The following is a 22,963-nucleotide window of genomic DNA, read 5'->3' as shown; positions in this document are numbered from 1 at the left end:
GAGCAGGATTTTAGGAGATGATCACCATGAAGGATCTGGGAAGGATTCGGCGGTTGTTTTATCGGGATGGCCTATCGCTGTCCGAGATTTCGCGGAAGACGGGGTATAGCCGGAACACCGTCAAACGTTGGTTACGGACACCGGAAGGGGCGGAGCCGAAGTACGAACGGCAGAACCCGAACATCAAGATTGCCCCGTATGCGGCGCGCCTGATCAAGGCACTGGAGGCGGATGCCCGCCGTCCGAAACGGGATCGGCGCACAGCACTGAAACTGTTTGGCGAATTGCAGGCCGCCGGATTCACCGGTACCTACTGCCGGGTCACCGAATTCATCCGGCGCTGGCGGGCCGATGGCGGTGCAGCCGTCAGTAAAGCCTTCGTTCCGCTCCACTTCGAGTTGGGCGAAGCCTTCCAGTTCGACTGGAGCGAAGAGCATCTGGTCATTGGCGGGGTCTGGCGCAAGATTCTCGCCTCACATCTGAAACTCTGCGCCAGTCGGGCCTTTGTCGTTCAAGCCTATCCGACGCAAGGTCACGAGATGCTGTTCGATGCCCATACCCGCTCGTTTGCGGCGCTGGGTGGCATTCCCCGGCGCGGCATCTACGACAATATGAAGACGGCCGTGGATAAGGTGCAGAAAGGCAAATCCCGCATCGTCAATTCGCGCTTCTCGGCGATGGCCTCCCACTACCTGTTTGATCCGGATTTCTGCAATGTCGCCAGCGGCTGGGAGAAAGGCGTCGTCGAGAAGAACGTCCAGGATAGTCGGCTCCGTCTCTGGCAGGATGCCGGCAAGGAGCGATTCAGTTCATTCACCGAACTGAACGTCTGGCTGCTCGAGCGCTGCCGGGGGCTGTGGCAGGAATTGCGTCATCCCGAGTACGCTGACCTGACAGTGGCCGAGATGCTCGAACACGAACAACCGAGCCTGATGCCGATGGTCGCATCCTTCGATGGCTACGTCGAAACCTTGGGCAAGGTATCGAGCACCTGCCTGGTGACGCTGGATCGCAACCGCTACTCGGTACCGTGCGAACTGGTGGGCCAAGCCGTCAGCCTGCGTCTTTATCCGGAACGGATCGACATTGTGGCGCACGATACTCGGGTGGCCAGTCATCCCCGCAACTTCAGTCGGCAGCAAACCCTCTACGACTGGCAGCACTACATCCCGCTGATCGAACGCAAGCCAGGGGCCTTGAGAAATGGCGCGCCGTTTGCCGACATGCCGGAGCCATTGCAACGATTACGCAGCTTGCTCCTGCGCCGGGAAGGTGGTGATCGGGTGATGGCCAAAGTGCTATCGGCAATTTCGCAGTTTGATCTGGAAGCGGTGCTGGTTGCCGTCGATCTGGTGCTGGAGTCCGGCCTACCCAGTGCCGAGCACATCGAGAACATGCTCAACCGCCTGAAGTCGGGTCCCATGCCGCCACCGGTGGAAACGCCACTCACCCTCAGCGAAGTACCGATTGCCGATACCGGCCGCTATGACCGCTTGCGTACCGAGGTGACTGATCATGCGTGAGCTGATGAGCGAGTTCAAGGAACTGCGTTTGCACGGCATGGCCGGTGCCTGGGAGGAGCTGACAGCCAACGGTAGCAGCCGTGTCGAAGCCTCACGTTGGCTGATCGAACATCTACTGCAAGCCGAGCATACTGATCGAGTGATGCGTTCGATTGGCTATCAGATGCATGCGGCCCGCTTCCCGGTACATCGTGATCTGGCCGGATTCGACTTCGAACAATCGAAGGTGGATCAGAAGCTGATCCGGCAACTGGCCGACCTCTCCTTTGCCGAGGAAGCCCAGAACGTCGTGTTCATTGGTGGCACGGGCACTGGCAAGACCCACCTCGCGACGGCGCTGGGTGTCTCGGGCATTACCCATCACAGCAAGCGGGTGCGTTTCTTCTCGACGGTTGATCTGGTCAATGCGCTGGAACAGGAGAAGGCTGCTGGCAAAGCCGGGCGGATTGCCTTGGGGCTGCTGCGCATGGATCTGGTCATCCTCGATGAGTTGGGCTATTTGCCGTTCAGTCAGGCCGGTGGCGCCTTGCTGTTCCACTTGCTGTCGAAACTCTACGAGCACACCAGTGTGATGATCACGACCAATCTGACCTTCGCCGAATGGCCGAGCGTCTTTGGCGATGCCAAGATGACCACTGCCTTGCTCGACCGGCTGACGCATCACTGCCATATCGTCGAGACCGGGAATGAGTCGTTTCGCTTCCGGCACAGCACGGCAACGGCCAAGTCGAGGATCAAGGCGCGGGAGCAGAGCAAGCGGGGAAATCCACCCGAAGCAGATCCGTTCTGATCGAGGCCGCGTTGGGAAATCCGTTCCGGACTCCGTCCTCCACGGCTTTCCCAACGCATTCGTCGTGGCTCGGAAATCAGTTGTTCTGAGCTACACTTATCCACAAGCCCACCTATGTCAGGTGGCTATCACACCTGGTCAAAATTCAACGCGCACAGGTGGTCAAATTTAAACGCGCGCCGACATGACTGGCCCTTGAAATTGCCGCCGCCTTCATCATCTCCGCCGTCCTTGCGCAGGAAACTCTTGTGTCCCGCCCAAGCCTGGATGAGCGTGCCGTCGACACTGAAATGTTCGCCTGATAGCCAGTTCTGCTTCTCGGCAATGGCCAGTACCGCATTGAAGAGTTCGATCACGGCATCGTGGGCAATCAGGCGTTCGCGATTCTTGGTGAAGACGGTGGGCACCCAGACTGCATCGTCCATCGATAGGCCGATGAACCAGCGAAAGAGCAGGTTGTACTGGGTCTGCTCCATCAATTGCCGTTCCGAGCGAATGCTGTAGAAGATTTGCAGCAGCATGGCACGCAGGAGTTTCTCCGGGGCAATGCTGGGGCGACCGCCTTTGACGTCGGCGGCATACATGCCGCTGAGCAGGGGTTCGATATCCTTGAGCGCCCGATTCACCATCGCCCGGATCGGCCGCAACGGGTGCTGCGCCGGCACAAAGTCGTCCAGGCGACGCATCGTAAACAAACTCTCGGTGAAGGTGTCGGCTCCGCGCATGATCCGCTTTGTGCTCTCGGTAATCTCGGTGAATCTCTATAACGATCAAACCCGCTGTTTCGTCGACAGGATGGGGAAGTATTTCAGCAGCCTGTTAGGGGGTTCAAAGTATTTAATAAGAGCGGATTTTATAAACTTATCATATTCCGGCTGGGTGTTTGTTTTCAAGCCAAGCCATATAAAATGATTAGTATATCCGTTAGGGGGCATCACTGATGATGCCCCCCTCACGATTTGACCTGATCTTGCGAGATCAGGCGGGTTTGACGGCCTTCTTCGCCTTCCGACGGCAGTTGTACCAGTAGGTGACAGCACCTTTCTCGGTGAGCGTGGCTCCTTGGATGAAGGCGGCAATAACCACGTCCTTTTCCTCGTCCTTCAAGGCTTCGAAGATGACCATCGCGGCATCGGCCTTGCTCTTGCCTTCCTTGATCAAAGCTTTGCCCTTGGCGATAGCCTCCTTGATTGGCGGCTTGGTGAGGTCGATTTTCTTGGCCTCGACGGGTGCTTTCTGTTCGGCGGCGGTCGATTCGGCGGCGTTTTTAGTCATGGTATTGGCTCCAAAGTTGTTGAGTGAGTTTGCGGATCGCGTTTTGTGGTGCAGCTTCGAAGCCAGAGACATCCTCCAGCAAGCCGAGCAGGGCGTCTGTGAAGTCGTCGAACTCCATGCCGGTGCCGAATTCCTCGTTGATGATTTCCACCAGTTGCTGTTTTTGCTCGGTTGTTAGCGAATGCATTTCTGATCTCCTGTCGTAACCACAGGGCCACCATCCAACCGAACCGAGGGAAGGGGAACAGGGTTAGGCAGAAATATTTCGCTTGCTCCGGCAACAACGATCCACCGGAAGATGGCCGGCCATTCAGCCATCAATTTCGGAGAGAGAAATGCAATTTGAGTTGGGTCAGGTCGTTGCAACGCCGGGGGCGTTACGAGCCATGGAGGAAAACGGCGTTGATGTGTTTAACCTGCTGCGCCGACATGCGGACGGCGACTGGGGCGAAATTCCAAAGGAAGACCAGTTGGAAAATCAGCGTAGCGTTGAAAATGGCTACCGTGTGATGTCGAGCTATCGGCTCAACGCCCGAGGCGACAAGGTTTGGGTGATCACGGAAGCGGATCGGTCTTCGACCTGTCTGCTTCTGCCGGACGAATATTAGATTGGTCGCCGCCAGTAAGGGGGATGTCCGAAGATAACGGGTTTTTTTTTATAATATAAACCAGAAAGTTGTTATCTTCGCGGCGGGCGGGTACATTGGGTTTTCCCAACTTGGCCGTCTTAACCCCATGCTGCTGGCGATCAACAAGAAACTGGTAGGAAAGCCCGAACCCGATATCGTCCGGGTTTTCAACCACACATTCGCCCCTGTCGATCTGTCCGTAAGCGAACTGGCGGAGCAAATCAGCCTTGGCTACGCCTTCTGCCCGCAATTCAAGAATGGCAAGCGACAGAGCGCCAACTTCAAGACGGCTGGGTATCTTGCGGTCGATATTGACCACGGTCTAGATATTGAATCCGCTCAAGCCAGCGATTTCTATCAAAACTACGCCTCGTTGCTTTACACCACGGCGAGCCATACCGCTCAAACCCACCGATTTCGCGTGGTCTTTGAGCTGGAATCCCCGATTGATGATCCCGAGCGAATGAAGGCAGCGCTGACCGGGCTGATTGCAAAATTCGGCAGTGATCAATCATGTAATGACGCATGCCGGATTTTCTTCGGCTCCGTGGGCTGCGAGCTTCACCTCCACAACAAGAAGCTCCCGGCAGACGTTGTCGAAGAACTGATCATCCGTGGGCGGGAGTCGGTCGTTCGCACCGACAATCGAAACGACAAGCACGCACCACAAGTGACGGTGGCCTCACGGATTCAGTTGTCGGCCAAGACTCAGGTGCTGACCGAGGCGGGGAAATGGGCGTTATTAAAAGACCTGCCCCCGAAAACCCGCGTGCATTGCCCACAACACATCGACAATCGCCCGAGCGCCTTTACCCTCAGGAGCCAACGCGGGGTGCCGGGTGTCCATTGCAAAGCCTGCAATGCCACGTTTTTTATCAGCCAGCCGGGGAATCTGGAGCAGTACCCCTACGACTTCGATTATTCGTGGAAACGGATACTGGGTTTGTCCTACGACGAGTATTCGGCCTACAGCGATGACAACGGTCACGTTGATATTTCCGAGGTTCGTGGCGGTCGCATCCGCGTGTCGTCAGTCCAGTATTTACCGTTCGATGAAAACCCGATTTTTAAACCGACCGAGCTTCCGCCAATTCTCCAGTCGGGTCTGGATGCCTCGGCTGAGGATGACGGCACATCCCATTTGTGGGACATCACCTTCGTCAAAAGCCCCAAGGGGTCCGGCAAAACCGAATGGCTGAAGCATCTGGTTGAGATGCACAAGGCCGCTGGCAACCGTGTCTTGCTGATCGGCCATCGACGGACCTTGATTAACTCGACGGCACATCGCTTGGGTCTGACCTCCTATCTCAACACGCCAACACCTCTGCGGACCGGGAAGGCCACTTCATACGCCGATCTGGTCGAAATGGATGATGGGGTTACGCTGGCCGATTTGCTCCCCGAGCAAAAGGCCCTCGATGTGGCCGAGGCCATTGGGTCATACAACAAGCCAACTTCCCTGTACGCCATCTGTCTCGACAGCCTGCCGGCGCGGCTTGATCCAAAGCAGGACAAGTACGACCTGATCATCATCGATGAAGTCGAACAGGTGTTCGCCCATCTGCTCTCTCGGACGTTAAAACCGGCTCGTCGAGAAGTGTTGATTCACCTGAAGCACTATCTGAAAGCCGCAAAAGCCCTGTATTTGCTGGATGCCGACCTAAACCGCGTCACGGTTGAGGTGGTGGATGCGCTGCTGGATGATGACCGTGAGCGCCGCTGGCAGGCATTGATTAACTTGCCTGAACCGGAAGTTCGCGTGCTGCACTTCTACGAAACGGCACGGAAAGATGTCCTGACCGGCGAGTTGGCAGCGGCGCTATTGCGTGGAGAGCGCTGCTTCGTTGCCACCAATTCACGAAGCTGGACCGAAAATCTCGCACAACAACTGGAAAAAGCCTGTGGGCGGGCCATTAAATCGATAGTGGTTTCGTCGCATAACTCCCATACCCCCGAAATCCAACGTTTCATCCGCGACATCAAGACGGAAGCGCTGAACTACCAGTTGATCATCACTTCGCCCTCGATGGGAACGGGCATCGACATCACTTTCGATGGCGGTCAGCAGTTGATCGACACGGTATTTGGTTTCTTCGAGACTCGCATCAATACCCACTTCGACATCGATCAACAACTCTGCCGGGTCAGGAATCCGAAGCGGATCAACGTCTGGATTGCCCCGGAAACCTATTCCTTTGAATGCGATCCGGCGGTAATCGAGTCGGAAATCGCCATCATGCAGGACGAATTTGAGCAACTGATCGACATCAGCCCAGACGGTGAGAAGATTTACCGTAAGAAAGACGCGGTGGAGTCACTTTACGGGGCGATTTACGCCTCCGTTTCGGCCAGTCGTCGGGCTTCGATGAACGATTTGCGTCGGAATTTCGTGAAACTGCGCGAGAGTTCGGGATGGTCAATCATCACCGAAAAGGGGTCCGCTGAACTTGCCCGTGAGGGAGAGGCCATTCAACAGGCCAGAAAGGCAGTTGCTCAGGCCGCGCGGTATCAACGCATCCTCAACGCCAAGCATTTGAGCATGGATGACTTTGCTCGTCTGAAAGGCAAGAAGGACGAAAGTCTGTCTGAAGCTGAACGCGATGCCATCGAACGTTGGGACATCGAGTCCTTCTATTACCGCGACGTATCCCTGGAATTGCTGGCGGAAGATGACAACTGGACGCTCCGTCATGCCGTTTTGACGTATCAACTGCTGACCTCACCGGATGAGGTGCTGACGCAGCGCGATCAGGATGAAGATACCGACCTGTTTCTTGATCGTCACAAGCGATTGATGAAGAAAAACCTGTTGGTCGAGTTGTTTTCCGCAGCAGGGGTATTTACCGATGGCGTCTTTGATGCCGACGTTGAACTCTCTGGCACAAGCCTCCACCACTTTGCCGATGTATGCGTTGCGAACAAGTCTCGCATCGAGGAATTGCTCAAAATTGATGTCCGCGCCGATGTCCAAAAGAAATCGATGCAGCAACTGACGGCCTGCCTGAAATTGCTCGGGTTGTCGCTAGCACGGTCAAGAATTGAGCAAGCGAAGGGGAAGAAGCGCTATTTTTACCGCTTGGATGAAGGGGCGCTGGAACAAGTGAAGAACTGGGCAGCACACAACGCCGATCCTGAATTACGGGCTGCCTGGTACGAGAGCCGCCGAGATGAAGACGATATACCTGCACAGCTTGAGGTGCTGCGGCAACGAATGGCTGAGAAGAGGAAGAAGTCCTCAAACTAGACGATTTCAGAGTGGACTATTCAAGAGGCTTTGTTGCACAAACCAGCCCCATTGCACTGGTAACCTCGGCGCATGAATGAACCCCAAGGGCCTAAGACCCGCTACAAGACCACCAACTGGGCTGCGTACAACGCCGCACTCAAGGTCAGAGGGGCGCTGACGATCTGGCTGGACAAAGACATGCAGTGGTACGCACCTGCCAGTGGCAAACGGGGTCGCCAGCAGACGTTCACGGATGCGGCCATCCAGTTTTGCCTGAGCATCAAGTGCCTGTTTGGCTTGGCACTGCGCCAGAGCCTGGGACTGATTCAGAGCCTGCTGCGTCTGGCGGGGCTGAATTGGCGGGTTCCCGATTTCAGCACCATCAGTCGCCGTCAGAGGACGCTGCAGGTGCAGCTTCCTTTCCAGCGCAGCGCCACAGCGCTGGATTTGCTGGTGGACAGTACGGGCATCAAGTTCCTGGGTGAAGGGGAATGGAAACGCAAGAAGCACGGAGCCGAATATCGGCGGCAATGGCGCAAGGTGCACCTGGGCATTGATGCCCACACGCTGGAGATTCGGGCCATTGAAGTCACAGACAACAGCGTGGGCGATGCTCCCATGCTGCCCGAACTGTTGGCCCAGATACCGCTCGATGAGCCGGTGGCAAGTGTCGGTGGGGATGGAGCCTACGACACAAAGGGGTGCCACGCGGCGATAGCGCAAAGAGGTGCGCAGGCGGTGATTCCCCCGCGCAAGAATGCAAGGCCTTGGAGACAAACGCTGGAGGGAGCGGGCGGGCGCAACGAAGCCCTGCGAGCTTGCCAAAGGCTGGGGCGCCGTATCTGGAAGAAGTGGAGCGGTTATCACCGAAGAAGCCTGGTGGAAACCAAGATGCATTGCTTCAAGCGCTTGGGCGAGCGGGTGATGGCGCGAACGTTTGAGCGCCAGGTCACAGAACTGCATGTGCGGGTGGCTTTGCTCAACCGCTTCACACAACTTGGGCGCCCGGCAACGGTGCCTGTGCCTGCTGTGGCGTAGCTGCGTCTGGGGCTGGGGTTATCTCGGCTCGCTTCTGGTTTGTGCAACAAAGCCGTTACAACTTACCGATTGCTTGACTCGGTGTTTCGTATTGTAGATGCCCCGCGGATTGTGTCAACTAAAATATGCATAAAACGCATAGGACACGTTTTATATGCGGTTTTGCGATATTTCTTGTGTTGATATTGATGTTTGTGGGAGATAGTCTTTAAGATAACGTTTTAATAGACATCAGATCAGCATTTGTTATTTATTAAAACGTAAATTGTCCTGAAAAGACGTTTTAATACATAACAAAGCTCGATCAGCGGTTTGCACGTCACCATGGTGGCTGCCCTGTTCGGCTGGCTGGTGTCTTTCGGCTGGCGCCGCGTTCCCGCGCTGGCCCTGCGCTGGCCGGCGCAGAAGGCGGGGTTGCTGGCCGGTTGCCTGGCGGCCCTGATCTACGCCTTGCTGGCCGGTTTTGCGGTGCCCGCCCAGCGTACCCTCTACATGCTGCTGGTCGCCGGTCTGGCCATGCTTTCGGGGCGCATTGTCGCGGCGAGCCGCATACTCGCGCTGGCGCTGCTGGTCGTCGTGTTGATCGATCCGTGGGCGGTTCTGGCGGCCGGCTTCTGGCTTTCCTTCGGCGCCGTCGGCGCCTTGCTCTACGTCGGCTCGGCGCAAGTCGGAGAGGAAGCTGGCTGGCGGGGCCGGTTGCGCAACTGGGGTATCGTTCAGTGGGCGGCGACGCTGGCTTCCTTGCCGGTGCTGTTGTTGGTATTCCAGCAGTTCTCGCTGGTTTCGCCGCTGGCCAATGCGCTCGCCATTCCGGTCGTCAGCTTCGTGATCACGCCGCTGGCCTTGCTGGCTGCGGTGATGCCATGGTGGCCGATACTCGCGCTGGCGCACCAGGTGTTGGCGTGGCTGATGATCTTCCTGGCCTGGAGCGCCGCATGGCCGGTGTGGACGGCGCCGGCACCGCCTCTCTGGGCTGCCGCCGCAGCCGGCCTGGGCGTGGCGATCTGCCTGCTGCCGCGCGGATTGCCCGGGCGCTGGCTGGGGGGCGTATTGTTGGTGCCGGCGGCATTCTGGCCGGTGGACAAGCCGGCAAGTGGGGAGGCCTGGGTGAGCGTACTCGATGTCGGACAGGGGCTGGCCTGCGTGGTCAGGACGCGGGAGCATACCCTGATCTACGATCCGGGGCCGTTGTACAGCGCCGAGTCGGATGCCGGGCAGCGGGTCGTGGTGCCCTACCTGCGGGCGCAAGGGCTTTCCCGGGTCGATACCCTGATGGTGACGCACAGCGATAGCGATCATTCAGGCGGTGCTGCTTCGGTGCTGTCCGCGCTATCCGTGGAGCAGGTCAGTTCGTCGATTGCCGGCAGCCGGGGCGGGCGCTGCGTTGCCGGCCAGCGTTGGGAGTGGGACGGCGTCGGCTTCGAGGTCCTGCATCCGGCGGCGGATGCCTATGTTGCCGAGGCCAAGTCCAACCATCTGTCGTGCGTGCTGCGCATCGAGGCCGGCGGCCGGCGCATGCTGTTGACATCTGATATCGAAGCGCCCGACGAGGCTGCGCTACTGGCCCGCTATCCGGACGACCTGGCGGCAGATGTCGCGCTGGTCCCGCACCACGGCTCGAAGACCTCATCGACGCCGGCATTCATCAAGGCGGTAGGGGCCGGGCAGGTGATCGTCCCGGTCGGCTACCGCAACCGATTCGGGCATCCGAAGCCGGAAGTGCTGGGGCGCTACGTGGAGGGTGGGGCGCGTCTCTGGCGAACCGACCGGGACGGCGCCCTGCGCGTGGTGCTGAATCCGGATGGGGTATCGATCTCGGGGTGGCGGCAAGAACATCGGCGTTATTGGCACGGGCGGTGATACATTTCCGATGAAGGAGGTGTGGCTATGCAATTCACACAACGAACCGTGCAATGTATCGGGCCGTCGGGGCTGCACCGGATGGCCTATACGGAATGGGGCGCCCGCGACAATCCGCGCGTGCTGGTCTGCGTTCATGGGCTGACCCGCAACGGGCGCGATTTCGATGCGCTGGCCGAGGCGATGTCGGCGCACTACCGCGTGATCTGCCCCGATGTGGTCGGCCGTGGCCGTAGCGGCCGCTTGCGCGACCCGGCCGGCTACGCCATTCCGCAATACGTCGCCGACATGGTGACGCTGATCGCCCGGCTCAATGTCGACAGCGTGCATTGGGTCGGTACGTCGATGGGCGGCTTGATCGGCATGGCGCTTGCCGCGCAGGAAGGGACGCCGATCCACAAACTGGTCCTCAACGATGTCGGGCCGCTGATTACCATCGAGTCATTGCAGCGCATCGCTACCTACGTCGGTACCGATCCCGACTGGGCGACATTCGACGAGGCGCTGGCCTACGTCAGGTTCGTCAGCCAGCCTTTCGGCCAACTGACCGACGCGCAGTGGTATCACCTGACCGAAACCAGCGTGCTGCAACGTCCGGACGGTCGCTGGGCTTTTCGCTACGATCCGCGCATTGCCGAGCCTTTCCGGGCGGCCTTTGTGGACAAGGATATCGACCTGTGGCCGGTCTACGACCAGATCGCCTGCCCGACCATGGCGATTCGCGGAGCCGATTCGGATTTGCTGACGCGTGAAACCTGGCAACGCATGGAAACGCGCGGGCCCTGCGCGCGTCTGGCCGAAATTCCCGGGGTTGGCCATGCCCCGATGTTCCAGTCGGATGAGCAGATCAGCGTCGTCCGCGATTTTCTGTTGAGCGCATGAAGCATATAACCGTCAAAGGCCTGAAACTCGAATATCGTGATTACTCGGCCGCCCAGCCCGGCCTTCCCACCTTGCTGCTGCTGCATGAAGGCCTGGGCAGCGTCGGCATGTGGCGGCACTTTCCGGAGAAGCTGGCGGCGCGGACCGGTTGCCGCGTCATCGTCTGGTCGCGGGCCGGCTATGGCGGTTCGGAGCCGTATCCGGAGCCGCGCACCGTGCGCTACATGCATCGTGAGGGCGAAGAGATGTTGCCGGCGTTGCTGGCAGCCCTGGAAATCGAGCGCCCCATCCTGATCGGCCATAGCGATGGCGGCAGCATCGCGCTGATCTTCGCCGGCGCCTATCCGACGGTGCCGCTCGGCGTTGCCGTGATGGCGCCGCATGAATTCGTCGAAGAGGAAACGCTGGCCGGCATCCGCGCGGCGCGCAAAGTGTGGGAGGAAACCGACTGGCCGCACAAGCTCGGGCGCTATCACCGCGATGCGCAGCGCGTCTTCAGCGACTGGAACGACTGCTGGCTGTCGCCGGCGTTTCGCGACTGGAACATCGAGGCCTATCTGCCGCGCATCCGCTGTCCGGTGCTGGCCATCCAGGGTGAAGACGACGAATACGCGACGATGCGGCAGATCGAGGTCATTGCCGCCGCAGTGCCCGGCACGCAACTCCTGAAGCTGCCTGACTGCGGTCATTCGCCGCAGCGCGATCAGGAGTCGGCGGTGCTCGAGGCGCTCGACGCCTTCATCAGGCGGGCCAGCGGGTCCTGACGGTAGTAGCGCTTGAGAAGGGCGTAGAGGTCGGGATATTCGTCGGCGACGACATCCGGCAGCTCGAAGAAGCTTTCCGACAGCACCGCGAAGAACTCCTCAGGGCTGTCGCTGGCGTAAGGGTCGATGATCGTTTCCTCGCCGCTGTCCACGCGCCGGCAGAAATCGTCGTAGGCGGCCAGGAAGGTGGCGCGCCATTCGTCTTCATCCATGCCGCTGTGCAACGCCGGCATGCCGTCGGCGTCGCCGTTGAGCATGTCCAGCTTGTGGGCGAATTCGTGGATGACCACGTTGTAGCCGTCGCCGGCCATCTTCACATCGTGCCAGGAGACGATCAGCGGGCCGCCCTCCCAGGCTTCGCCGGCCAGCACGTCGTCGTACTCGTGAACGACGCCGTTTTCGTCCTCGATCTGGCGGCGAACGACGAATTCGTCGGGGTAGACGATGATGCCCACCCAGTCGCGGTAGGCGCTCAGGCCGAGTTTGAGGATGGGCAGGCAGCCCTGGGCGGCGATCGAGACGCAGATTTCGTCGCTCAGTTCCAGCCCGCCTGCCGTGCTGAACTCCTTGCTGGCGAGGAAAGCCTCGGACATCTCCTTCAATTGCGCCTGCTCGGCCAGGTCGAGGGTTTCGAGGAAAGGCATCGACGTGACGATGACCGCCCACAGGTTGTCGGGAATGGGGCATGGCTTTCGGCCACGCAGCTTGTCGAGCAGTCCGATCATCGTTTCATGGTCAGCCAGATTCCGCTGAAGATCAAGCCGATGCCCAGGTAGTGGAACCACAGCGGAATTTCGCCGAGAAACAGGAACGAGAGCAGGGTTCCGAAAACCGGCATCAGGTGGATGAACAGGCTGGCCTTGTTGGCGCCGACATCGGCAACGCCCTTGTTGTAGAAGATGTAGCCGACGAAGCTGGGGAAGACGCCGACGTAGGCCAGCGCCGACAACGATGTCAGGTTCACGTGGATCTGTCTGCCCTGCCACAGCTCCCATGCATAGGCCGGCCCGAGCGCGGTGAGGCCGATCGCGACTGTGCTGCCGAGCATCAGCATCGGATGCACGCCGGCCGGCCGCCAGGCGAGGGCGACGGTGTAGATGGCCCAGTCGAGGACTGCGACCAGCATCCATACGTCGCCGATATTGAGGTTGAGGTGGGCGAGCACCAGCGGGTCGCCGCGCGACACGATGGTCAGCGCGCCGAGCAGCGAAACGAGGACGCCGATGGCTTCCCTGCGGCGCAGGTGCTTGCCCAGAAAGGCCCATGAAATGGCGATGGTGGCGATCGGTACGAAGGAGTTGAGCAGCGCAGCGTTGGTGGCCGTGGTGTTCTGCAGGGCCAGATAGGCGAAGGTGTTGTAGCCGCCGACGCCGAGGATGCCCAGCACGAGCAGGGTTTTCCAGCCGCGCTTGAGCAGCGGCCACTGCGTCTTGAGGTGGGGGTAGGCCAGGGGGGCGATCAGCACGAAGGCGATCATCCAGCGCCAGAAGGCGAAGGCCAGCGGCGGGATGTCGGCACGTGCGCCACGGCCGACCACCATGTTGCCCGACCAGAAGAGGACAGTGAGGGTGAGCAGCAGGTAAGGGTTGGCGAACAGTTTTTGCATGGTCGGCGGATTATGCCTGAAGGCGGCGCAGCCGTTTCGCGCGGTCGGCGGCGGGGGCAATTTGCGTTTGCCGGCATGGCCGGCCCGAGGATCGGTCTTATAATGTCGAACCATGGTTTCCGTCGTCCATTCCGTCGCCGCGCTGAGCGATTTCGAACAGTTCCTCGCCACCTTGTCCGAGGGGCTTCCCGCGGTTGATGCCGAGCGCCTCAAACAGGCTGTCGAGTATGCCTGGGAGACCTATGGCGACCGCACGCTGGGCAGCGGCGAACGTATCTGGTCGCACGCCCTGGGCATGGCGGTCATCATCGCCGGCCTCAAACTTGACGCCGAGTCGCGCATCGCCGCCGTCCTCTTCGCCATCCCGTCGCATGACGAGCATGGCATCGCGCGGATCGAGGAGCGCTTCGGCAAGCCGGCCGCGCATCTGGTACAGGGCATCTCGCGCCTGAACAAGCTGCGTCCGATCACCAAGGGGTTCGTGGCGACCAACATCGAGGCCGGCGAGGTCAATCCGGTCGAGATGAAGGCGCAGGTCGAAGTGCTGCGCAAGATGCTGCTCGCCATGGTCGAGGATATCCGCGTCGTACTGCTGCGCCTGGCCAGCCGGACGCAGACCCTGCGCTTCTACGCGGCGAATCCCGACGACCTGCGCGTGCAGGTGGCGCGCGAGACGCTGGAGTTGTATTCGCCACTGGCCAATCGCCTGGGTGTCTGGGAGTTGAAGTGGGAGCTGGAGGACTTGTCCTTCCGCTTCATCCACCCGGAGACCTACAAGAAAATCGCCAAGATGCTCGACGAGAAGCGCAGCGAGCGCGAGCAGTTCATCGTCGATGCCGTGGCGCGGGTGCGTTCAGAACTGGAAGCTGCCGGGGTCAAGGATGCCGAGATCTATGGCCGCCCGAAGCACATCTACAGCATCTGGAACAAGATGCGCAAAAAGGGCGTCGAGTTTTCCGAGGTCTACGACGTGCGCGCCCTGCGCATCATCGTCGAGGACCTCAAGGACTGCTACACGGCGCTGGGTATCGTGCATAACCTGTGGCTGCCGATTCCCAAGGAATTCGACGACTACATCTCGAACCCCAAGGGCAACTACTACCGCTCGCTGCATACGGCCGTGCGCTGCCCGGACGGGCGCAGCCTGGAAATCCAGATTCGCACCTGGGACATGCACAAGCACGCCGAACTCGGCGTCGCCGCGCACTGGCGTTACAAGGAAGGCAGCAAGCGCACGCACGAGGACGACTACGACGAGAAGATCGCCTGGTTGCGCCAGCTGCTGACCTGGAAGGACGAAGTCGCCGACAGCTCGGACTGGGTCAAGCATTACAAGCAGGCGGCGCTCGACGAGACAATCTACGTCATCACGCCGCAGGGTAAGGTGGTCGACCTGCCGGCCGGCTCGACGCCGGTCGATTTCGCCTACCGCGTGCATACCGATCTCGGCCACCGCTGTCGGGGCGCGAAGGTCGGCGGCCAGCTCGTGCCGCTCAACACCGCGCTGGAGACCGGCCAGGAGGTCGAGATTCTCACCGCCAAGGTCGGCGGTCCATCGCGCGACTGGTTGAACCCGACCCTGGGCTACATCCATACCAAGAGCGCCCGGGTCAAGGTGCGCTCGTGGTTCTCCAACCTGGCACTGGAAGAAACGCTTACCGAAGGGCGCGGCATCATCGCCAAGGAATTGCAGCGTGCCGGGCAAACCGGCGCCAACATCGAGGAACTGGCGCACAAGCTGGGTTTCGCCAAGTCCGACGACCTGTATATCGCGGCGGCGCGCGGCGATCTCAATCAGCGCCAGTTCCAGTCGGTGGCCAAGGGCGGCGATCTGCTGGCCGAGACCCAACTACCCGACGAGGTGGTGGCCAAGCCCGCCAAGCCGGTGGAGGGCAACCAGGGCATCCTGATCGTCGGCGTCGACAAGCTGCTGACGCAACTCGCGCGCTGCTGCAAGCCGGCACCGCCCGACGAAATCCAGGGTTTCATCACGCGCGGCAAGGGGATTTCGATCCACCGCATGGATTGCCCCAATTTCGCCAATCTGGCGGCCTTGCACCCGGAACGGGTGATCGAGACCGACTGGGGCGTGCAGACGACGGGGGTCTTCGCCTGCGACATCATCGTCGATGCGCATGACCGCCAGGGCTTGTTGCGCGATATATCGGAAATCTTCACGCGCGAGAGGCTCAATGTGGTCGGTGTCAACACCCAGTCGAAGCAGGGCAAGGCGCACATGAGCTTTACCGTCGAGATCACCAACCTGCAGCAGCTGCAGCGCACGCTGACGCTGATCCATGAAGTCGAAGGCGTCGTCGGCGTTCGCCGCGCGTGATCAACGGAGAGCCCGCATGAAAGGCCATTTCGCCGCCATCGCCCTGATCGTCATCGGTGTCATTGCGCTCGGCGTCAATCTCGACCTGTTCGAGCTCGATCTGGTCGCGCTGATCAGGAAGTGGTGGCCGCTGGCGTTGATCGCCCTGGGCGTCGGCCTCTTTCTTACGCCGGACGATCGGGGCCGGCGCTGACCACCCTGTTGCGGCCGTTGTTCTTGGCCTCGTAAAGCGCCAGGTCGGCGCGGTGCAGCAACTTTTCGACATCCTCGGCCTCGTCGCCCAAGTCGGCAACTCCGATTGACAGGGTGCAGTTCAGCGTATTGCCGTTGCCGATTTCGATGGCGCTGGCGGCAACTTGCTGGCGCAGTCGTTCGGCAACCAGAATGGCGTTGCCGAGTTCGGTTTCCGGCAAGATGATGGAAAATTCCTCGCCACCCAGGCGCCCGGCGATATCGGTATCGCGCAGGGCCTGGCGTATCTGGCCGGCGATGGTGGCAAGAACGATATCGCCGGTCTTATGCCCATGGTTGTCGTTTACCCGCTTGAAATGATCGATGTCGACCATCATGACCGATAACTTGCCACCGTAACGCTTGCTGCGGCTCAATTCGTGCCGGGCCAGCGTAACGAAATGCCGGCGGTTGTACAGATTGGTCAAGTCGTCGAAGCGGGACAGGCGTTCGAGTTCCCTCTGGTAGTGCTTGATTTGCGTGATGTCGGTCGATATTCCGCAGATGCCGGTAATCTCGCCGGCCGTGTTGCGGGTTGGAAATTTGATCGACAGGAAGCAGGCTTCGCCACGCTTGTCGACCAGAGTTTCCTCGGCTTCGACGGTGCGCCCGGTAGTCATGACTTCCTGGTCGACGCGGCGGTAAGCGTCGGCTGCGCTGGTCGGGAAGATTTCGGCATCGGTCTTGCCGAGCGTTTGGGCGCGCGACATGCCAGTGACCTCTTCGTGCATGCGATTGACCAGCAGGTAGCGGCCTTCCCGATTCTTGACATAGGTGGCGGCCGGGCTATTTTCGATCACGTCGGCCAGAAAGTTGCGGCTTTCGGCCAACTTGGAGCGCAGTGCTTTTTCGACGGTGAGATCGCGAACTACACCGATAAAAAAGCGGTCGTCGGGGGTTTCGGCTTCGTTGACACCCAAATGCATGGGGAAGGTTTCGCCATTTTTGCGAAGGCCGATCACCTCGCGTCCCTTGCCGATGATCCTCCCTTTACCCGCGGCGACATAGTTGCCGATGTATTCGTCGTGTCTGTCACGGTCGGGATTAGGCATCAGCATCTTGACGTTCTGGCCTAGGACTTCACTCGGGACGTAGCCGAAGATGTTCTCGGCGGCCTTGTTGAAGGCCGTGATCCGACCGACGCGATCGATACGGATGATGCCTTCCATGACATTGTCGACCATCGCTGCGGTTGAGCGCTGGGCCGAGACGATCCGCATCATGGCCTGAATGCGGATATCGAGTTGCAGGGGCTCGACCGGCTTGGTCAGATAGTCGTCGGCGCCGGCCATGAAACTATCAAGCAGTGTGGCTTCGCCGCCATGGCTGGTGATGACGATGATCGGAACGCGGACCGGAAGGAAAATCTTTCGTATTTTTTTGATGGCTTCGAGGCCACCCATGCCGGGCATCTCGATATCCATCAGGACGAGTTCCGGGGGCGATTCCTGAAAGGCTGCGATGGCCGCTTCACCGCTCTGGACAAGGGTTACCTGGTGTCCGTTGCTGCGCAGCAGCTCACCGATATATTCGCCGACCGATACGCTGTCGTCGGCCAACAAGATGCGCAATGGGTTCATATGTGCGGGATGCCGATCCTGCGGGATATAGGTATTCTTGTCCGGTCACTATAACCGGAAGCACCCGTCGCTGACGAGCTTATTCAGCCAGGTTTTCGATGAGAACGAAGAGGCGACGATAGAAGTCGGCGTCGGCGACGGTTTCCTCGCCGACCTTGATCAGTGCGTTCTTGTCGGTGGGCCAGGGAACAGATATCGAGCCGAGTCCGCTGACCGACAGGCCTGTGCTGCTGCCGCCCGCCTTCAACTCGTAGCGGGTCTGCAGTGCGTTGGCGTAGATCGTCGTGTCGCGCCCGCTACCCATGCAGGTGAGCGTGATGCGCAGCTGGACCTGGTGGTCGGTTTGCGGTTGGAAGGACTTGGAGCCCCGGATGCTGTTGGGGACCGATGAATCGACTTCGTAGGCCTGGCTGAGCAAGGCGCGCTTGCCATACTCGCAGAGTACGAGTGGCGGCAGGTCGCTGTGAAACTGGTAGGGCGTCTCCGCGTCGAAGGTTTCGCTACGGTAGACAGGCGCCGGCGTGCTGGAGCAGGCCGCCAGCAAAAGCAGCGCGGCAATGAGCGGAAAACGGGAAAGGATGGCGCGGAACGGTATAGGGCGAGACATCGGGTGGCGAAACTGACGATCGGGCAGGTGGCTATCTTAACGCGCCGCCCGCCGCTTGGCTGACCGAAGTCAGGTATTTCCCAGATTGACCATCAGTTCACCCTGGGCATTGTGTGGTTTGCTGCGGCTCGAACGGCGCCGCTGGTAGACACCCTGGCTGTTCATTTCCCAACCTTGCTGGTTGTCGGCCAGGTAGAACTTCAGCCCCTCGGTAATCACCCGGCGTTTCAGCTTGGCATCCAGGATGGGGAAGGCCAGTTCGATGCGCTTGAAGAAATTGCGTTCCATCCAGTCGGCACTGGACAGGTAGACCGTGTCCTTGCCGCCGGCCAGGAAGTAGAAGATGCGATGGTGTTCGAGGAAGCGACCGATGATGGAGCGGACGCGAATGTTGTCGGAGAGACCCTTGACGCCGGGGCGCAGCATGCACACGCCACGGACGATGAGATCGATCTCGACGCCGGCTTGCGAGGCTTCGTACATCGCGTTGATGACTTCCGGCTCGACCAGCGAATTCATCTTGGCGACGATGCGCGCCTTGCCGCCGGCTCGGGCGATTTCGGCTTCGGCCTGGATGCCGGCCACGACATTCTGCTGCAGCGTGAACGGCGCCTGCCACAGGTGTTTCAGCGTACGCGCCTGCCCGAGGCCGGTGAGCTGCTTGAATACCTCGCTGACGTCGCGGGTGACCTCGTCGTTGGCCGTCATCAGGCCGAAATCGGTGTACAGGCGGGCGGTGCGCGGGTGGTAGTTGCCGGTGCCGAGGTGGGCGTAGCGCTTGAGGCCGCCTTCCTCGCGACGGACGATGAGCAGCGCCTTGGCGTGCGTCTTGTAGCCGACGACGCCATAGACGACATGGGCGCCGACCTGTTCCAGCTTGGTCGCCCAGCCGATGTTGGCTTCCTCGTCGAAACGGGCCATCAGTTCGACGACGACGGTGACCTCCTTGCCGTTCTGCGCAGCGCGGATCAGCGATTCCATCAATACCGAGTCGGTGCCGGTGCGATAGACGGTCATCTTGATGGCCACCACCGCCGGGTCGGTCGCCGCCTGGCTCAACAGTTCGATGACCGGCGCGAAAGACTGGTACGGGTGGTGCAGCAGGATGTCGTTCTTGCGGATGCTTTCGAAGATGTTGGCACCCTTGCTCAGCCCCTTGGGCGTTCCGGGGACGAAGGGACGGAACTTCATGTCGGGGCGGTCCACCCAGTCCGGCACCTGCATCAGGCGGACCAGATTGACCGGGCCATTGACGCGATAAAGGTCGACCGGTTTGAGCTCGAACTGGGCGAGCAGGAACTCGGTCATGGCCTCCGAACAGTTGTTGGCGACCTCCAGGCGCACGGCATTGCCGAAATGACGTTGCGGCAGCTCGCCCTGCAGCTTGGTGCGCAGGTTGGTGACTTCTTCCTCGTCGACGAACAGGTCGGAGTTGCGGGTGGCGCGGAACTGGTAGCAACCGAGCACGGTCATGCCGGTGAACAGCTCGCCGACGAATTCATGCAGGATCGACGACAGGAAGACAAAGCCGTATTCGCAGCCGGCCAATTCCTCCGGTAGCCGGATGACGCGTGGCAGGACGCGTGGCGCCTGGACGATGGCGGCGTTGGAGCTGCGCCCGAAGGCATCCTTGCCCTCGAGTTCCACGGCGAAGTTGAGGCTCTTGTTGAGCACGCGCGGGAAGGGGTGCGAGGGGTCGAGCCCGATCGGGGTCAACACCGGGACCATTTCCCGATGAAAGTAGTCGCGTATCCACTCGCGTTGCGCCTCGTTCCAGCCCGAGCGGCGCAGGAAGCGGATTCCTTCTTCGGCCAAAGCAGGCAGGATCACTTCGTTCAGTTGCTGGTATTGCTCGTTGACCATGGCATGGGCTTCGGCCGACACCAGGCGGAAGGCTTCCTGGGCCGTCTTGCCGTCAGTCGTGACGACCGGCGTGTTGGCGCGTATCTGCTCCTTGAGGCCGGATACGCGAATCTCGAAGAATTCGTCGAGGTTGCTGGAGACGATGCACAGGAAGCGCAGGCGTTCGAGCAGCGGCGTACGTTCATCCTGAGCCTGCGCAAGAACGCGGCGATTGAATGCCAGGAGTCCAAGTTCCCGGTTCAAATAGTTTTCGGCCGGAAAACGGGGTTTCAGGTGGGGGTGATTCATCGCGCAAGCTCCATGTGACTCTTGAAGTATAGGCCTTAAGTCCATCATTTTGTTGCATTAATGTTGCAAACACATGACAACATCCCTGCGTTTGCCAACCTCTCCGTCGGGAATGAGCGGCAGATTGCTCTCCTCCGGTCATTCGCATGAAACATTCGCTGCGTACCGTGTTGTCGTTTTTGGTGTTTTGCGAGGGGTTTCATGCTGCACAAGGGTGTTTTGTCGATTCGTACGCGCATGCTGTTGATGGTGATCATCGGCAGTGCTTTTGGTCTGTTGCTGATGGCGGCGGCGCTGGCTTCCCTGTCGGCCTTTCGGGGCGATGTCCGCCAGGTATCGAGTGAGGTGGCCGCGACCACGCGTGCCTTGGCTCTGCTCAGCGAAGTCCGGAGTGCGCTGCAGGTGCAGCAGCACGGCCTGAGCAGCATGGTGCTGCGAAATTTCATGGCGGCCGAGTTCGAGAAAGGGCTGGCCGAATACCAGGCGGGGCGGCAGCGTTTCTGGCAGCAGCTCGAGGCGCTGGAGGCGCAGAACCGGCAGTCCGCGCTGCCGGAAAGTGGGCGGATTGCCGAGATTCGCCGGCTGGGCAGCGAACTCAACCAGCTTTACGATCAAGTCCTTGCCGAGAATGAACCGGGAATGCCCAAGTATGCGCTGATGGTCGATGCCGCCATTCGCGATGCGGATGCGCCGCTGATGGCGGCGCTGAGCGCGTGTTATGCGGCCATCAGCGGACAGGTGTCGTCGAGCGCCGGGCGCGCCAGCGAGGTGGCCGACGCGCGCTATCGTGAAAACCTTGCTTTCATCCTGTTCGTCGGCGTGCTGGGCGCTCTGATCTCGCTGGGTTTTGCCGTCTGGTCGTCACGCCATATCCTGCGTCGCCTGGGCGGCGAACTGGAACCGGTCGTGCGGGCGACGACGCGCGTGGCGGCCGGCGACCTGACGCAAAGCATTCTCTCCGGAAAAGCCGCCGCCGACTCGCTGGTCGCCTCGGTGGAGCGGATGCAGGACAAGCTCCGCGGCCTGATCGCCGAGGTGAAGTCCGGTGCCGAGGTGACCTCGGACAATGCGCTCGCCCTGCAACGTTCGGCGCGTGAGGTGGCGAGCACAACGAGCCTGCAGAGCGATGCGGCGGCAACCATCGCGGCGGCGATACAGGAACTGACGACGGCGATTGCGGCAATGGCCGGAAGTGCCGGGAATGCTGCCGATGCAGCCAAACAGACGCGCCAGACGGCGGTCGAGAGCAGTCAGGTGATTCATCAGGCGATCAACGAAATCGGCTGCATTTTCGAGCAAGCCACGGCATCGACCATGGCCATGGGCGAATTGCAGGAACATACGCGGGATATCTCGCGTTTTGCCCAGGAGATCAAGGATATATCCGAACAGACCAACCTCCTGTCGCTCAACGCCGCCATCGAGGCGGCGCGGGCAGGGGAGGCGGGCCGGGGCTTCGCCGTGGTCGCCGACGAGGTGCGCAAGTTGGCCAACCGCACCTCGGATACGACGTTCAAGATCGAGGAACTGGTGGGCCGCCTGGCCGATGCCGCGGGACAGACCAACGAAGCCGTCGTGGCGACCGCGGCCCGCGCGCAACGGGGGGCCGAGTTGGCTTCGGCGACCGAGGCGGCGATCCGTAAAATCGAAGCGATTTGCGAGCAGTCGGCGCGGGCAGCCAACGAGATTGTCGATGTCCTTGACGAACAGCGTCAGGCGGCCGAACAGATTGCCCAGAACACCGAACGCATGGCGCAAATGATCGAACGCGGTGCCCGGGCGGCCGGGGAGTCGTCGGCGTCGGCCGAAGAGGTGGCGTCGCTGGCCGCAAGGTTGCGCGACAGCACCCTGCAGTTCAGTGTCTGATAGCGCGCTTCAGGCCGCTGTAAGGTCGGACCGCTCGTGGGCCGGCTCGTCGAACGCTTGCTGCCGGGCGAGCGTTCGACGAGAAACTGCGTGTGTCCGCTTCATAATCTTCCGCAATCGGCAACCAGTCGCGTTCAGGCTTCCCGTGGGTGTCATTTCGTGCGCGCACAGTAGCTCGGCACAGGAAAAACCTTGTCGTACGCCAGGTTGTAGAAGAAGGCATACACGACATAGAGCACGATGAATCCAATGTCGATAAGCAATGCCTGCCATAGGCTGATGGATAACCACCAGGCGGCCAGCGGCAGGACGAGAAGCATCAAGCCGCCCTCAAACCCCAGCGCGTGAAAGACGCGTTCGCCCCAGGTTTTTTCCAGACGCCCAAGGCGACTCGACATGATCTTGTCGAACGCCAGGTTGTAGACATAGTTCCAGCCTGCGGCTATCAGTGATGCAGCCGCGGCCAGCACACCCGCCTGGTGGGCTCGTATGTCGAAAAGCAGCACTGCCAATGGGATACAGATGGCCAGGCCAATTAGCTCGAATCCCAGAGTGTGCCGAATCCGGTCATAAGTCGTTCTCATGTCTTCCTCCATTGAT

The 22,963-nt window shown here is 60.3% G+C and carries 19 protein-coding genes and 1 pseudogene; 11 read left to right on the top strand and 9 right to left on the bottom strand.

Annotation, left to right across the window (positions count from 1 at the left end):
- Positions 1-26: 26 nt before the first annotated feature.
- Together istA and istB are read left to right on the top strand one after the other, a co-directional pair.
- Positions 27-1,523, top strand: a complete 1,497-nt coding sequence (gene istA / locus AB6Q56_RS09560; protein ID WP_434517118.1) for an IS21 family transposase — start codon at positions 27-29, stop codon at positions 1,521-1,523.
- Entirely contained in the window at positions 1,513-2,313 is an 801-nt protein-coding gene (istB, locus tag AB6Q56_RS09555; RefSeq protein ID WP_434517117.1) for an IS21-like element helper ATPase IstB, read from the top strand. Before istA ends, istB begins: the two co-directional genes overlap by 11 nt.
- Positions 2,314-2,501: 188 nt before the next feature.
- Here istB and AB6Q56_RS09550 read toward each other — a convergent pair.
- The 3 genes and pseudogenes from AB6Q56_RS09550 to AB6Q56_RS09540 all read right to left on the bottom strand — a co-directional run.
- Positions 2,502-3,038: pseudogene (locus AB6Q56_RS09550) on the bottom strand (IS5 family transposase); the annotation flags it as partial.
- Positions 3,039-3,291: 253 nt separating this feature from the next.
- The gene (locus AB6Q56_RS09545; protein ID WP_434516813.1) at positions 3,292-3,588 is read right to left on the bottom strand and encodes a hypothetical protein; all 297 of its coding nucleotides are present in this window, start codon (positions 3,586-3,588) and stop codon (positions 3,292-3,294) included.
- On the bottom strand, positions 3,581-3,775 hold the full coding sequence (locus AB6Q56_RS09540; protein WP_434516812.1) for a hypothetical protein: 195 nt from the start codon (positions 3,773-3,775) through the stop codon (positions 3,581-3,583). Before AB6Q56_RS09540 ends, AB6Q56_RS09545 begins: the two co-directional genes overlap by 8 nt.
- Before the next feature lie 148 nt (positions 3,776-3,923).
- Here AB6Q56_RS09540 and AB6Q56_RS09535 point away from each other — a divergent pair, with 148 nt between their 5' ends.
- From AB6Q56_RS09535 to AB6Q56_RS09510, 6 genes are all read left to right on the top strand, one after another.
- Entirely contained in the window at positions 3,924-4,196 is a 273-nt protein-coding gene (locus AB6Q56_RS09535) for a hypothetical protein (protein ID WP_434516811.1), read from the top strand.
- Between the two features lie 127 nt (positions 4,197-4,323).
- On the top strand, positions 4,324-7,461 hold the full coding sequence (locus tag AB6Q56_RS09530; RefSeq protein WP_434516810.1) for a plasmid replication protein, CyRepA1 family: 3,138 nt from the start codon (positions 4,324-4,326) through the stop codon (positions 7,459-7,461).
- Between the two features lie 72 nt (positions 7,462-7,533).
- On the top strand, positions 7,534-8,481 hold the full coding sequence (locus AB6Q56_RS09525) for an IS5-like element ISAte1 family transposase (RefSeq protein ID WP_434516809.1): 948 nt from the start codon (positions 7,534-7,536) through the stop codon (positions 8,479-8,481).
- 312 nt (positions 8,482-8,793) lie between these two features.
- The gene (locus tag AB6Q56_RS09520; protein ID WP_434516808.1) at positions 8,794-10,341 is read left to right on the top strand and encodes a DNA internalization-related competence protein ComEC/Rec2; all 1,548 of its coding nucleotides are present in this window, start codon (positions 8,794-8,796) and stop codon (positions 10,339-10,341) included.
- Positions 10,342-10,368: 27 nt separating this feature from the next.
- The gene (locus AB6Q56_RS09515; protein WP_434516807.1) at positions 10,369-11,223 is read left to right on the top strand and encodes an alpha/beta fold hydrolase; all 855 of its coding nucleotides are present in this window, start codon (positions 10,369-10,371) and stop codon (positions 11,221-11,223) included.
- Complete coding sequence (locus AB6Q56_RS09510) at positions 11,220-11,987, top strand: alpha/beta fold hydrolase (RefSeq protein WP_434516806.1); 768 nt, start codon at positions 11,220-11,222, stop codon at positions 11,985-11,987. Before AB6Q56_RS09515 ends, AB6Q56_RS09510 begins: the two co-directional genes overlap by 4 nt.
- Here AB6Q56_RS09510 and AB6Q56_RS09505 read toward each other — a convergent pair.
- The gene (locus AB6Q56_RS09505; protein ID WP_434516805.1) at positions 11,927-12,712 is read right to left on the bottom strand and encodes a zinc-dependent peptidase; all 786 of its coding nucleotides are present in this window, start codon (positions 12,710-12,712) and stop codon (positions 11,927-11,929) included. The two genes, AB6Q56_RS09510 and AB6Q56_RS09505, sit on opposite strands and share 61 nt — an antisense overlap.
- Entirely contained in the window at positions 12,709-13,593 is an 885-nt protein-coding gene (locus AB6Q56_RS09500; protein ID WP_434517149.1) for a DMT family transporter, read from the bottom strand. The genes AB6Q56_RS09505 and AB6Q56_RS09500 overlap by 4 nt, the downstream gene beginning before the upstream one ends.
- Positions 13,594-13,705: 112 nt before the next feature.
- On the opposite strand from AB6Q56_RS09500, the gene AB6Q56_RS09495 reads away from it, so the two are divergent.
- Together AB6Q56_RS09495 and AB6Q56_RS09490 are read left to right on the top strand one after the other, a co-directional pair.
- A complete protein-coding gene (locus AB6Q56_RS09495) occupies positions 13,706-15,928 on the top strand; it encodes a RelA/SpoT family protein (RefSeq protein ID WP_434516804.1) in 2,223 nt (740 codons plus the stop codon).
- 16 nt (positions 15,929-15,944) lie between these two features.
- On the top strand, positions 15,945-16,121 hold the full coding sequence (locus AB6Q56_RS09490; protein WP_434516803.1) for a LiaI-LiaF-like domain-containing protein: 177 nt from the start codon (positions 15,945-15,947) through the stop codon (positions 16,119-16,121).
- On the opposite strand, the gene AB6Q56_RS09485 is transcribed toward AB6Q56_RS09490, so the two are convergent.
- From AB6Q56_RS09485 to ppk1, 3 genes are all read right to left on the bottom strand, one after another.
- Entirely contained in the window at positions 16,093-17,739 is a 1,647-nt protein-coding gene (locus tag AB6Q56_RS09485) for a diguanylate cyclase (protein ID WP_434516802.1), read from the bottom strand. The two genes, AB6Q56_RS09490 and AB6Q56_RS09485, sit on opposite strands and share 29 nt — an antisense overlap.
- Positions 17,740-17,818: 79 nt before the next feature.
- Entirely contained in the window at positions 17,819-18,346 is a 528-nt protein-coding gene (locus AB6Q56_RS09480) for a DUF2242 domain-containing protein (protein WP_434516801.1), read from the bottom strand.
- A gap of 69 nt (positions 18,347-18,415) precedes the next feature.
- Complete coding sequence (gene ppk1 / locus AB6Q56_RS09475) at positions 18,416-20,497, bottom strand: polyphosphate kinase 1 (RefSeq protein WP_434516800.1); 2,082 nt, start codon at positions 20,495-20,497, stop codon at positions 18,416-18,418.
- A 201-nt stretch (positions 20,498-20,698) separates the two neighbouring features.
- Here ppk1 and AB6Q56_RS09470 point away from each other — a divergent pair, with 201 nt between their 5' ends.
- Positions 20,699-22,363 (top strand): methyl-accepting chemotaxis protein, encoded by a 1,665-nt coding sequence (locus tag AB6Q56_RS09470; RefSeq protein ID WP_434516799.1) that lies wholly within the window; start codon positions 20,699-20,701, stop codon positions 22,361-22,363.
- 152 nt (positions 22,364-22,515) lie between these two features.
- Here AB6Q56_RS09470 and AB6Q56_RS09465 read toward each other — a convergent pair whose 3' ends face one another.
- A complete protein-coding gene (locus AB6Q56_RS09465; RefSeq protein WP_434516798.1) occupies positions 22,516-22,947 on the bottom strand; it encodes a PACE efflux transporter in 432 nt (143 codons plus the stop codon).
- Positions 22,948-22,963 lie beyond the last annotated feature (16 nt).

The organism is Dechloromonas sp. ARDL1 (assembly GCF_051122455.1).
Taxonomy (GTDB): Bacteria; Pseudomonadota; Gammaproteobacteria; order Burkholderiales; family Rhodocyclaceae; genus Azonexus.
The sequence above is the reverse complement of the archived record's forward strand: the minus strand, read 5'-3'. Positions and strand labels throughout refer to the sequence as shown.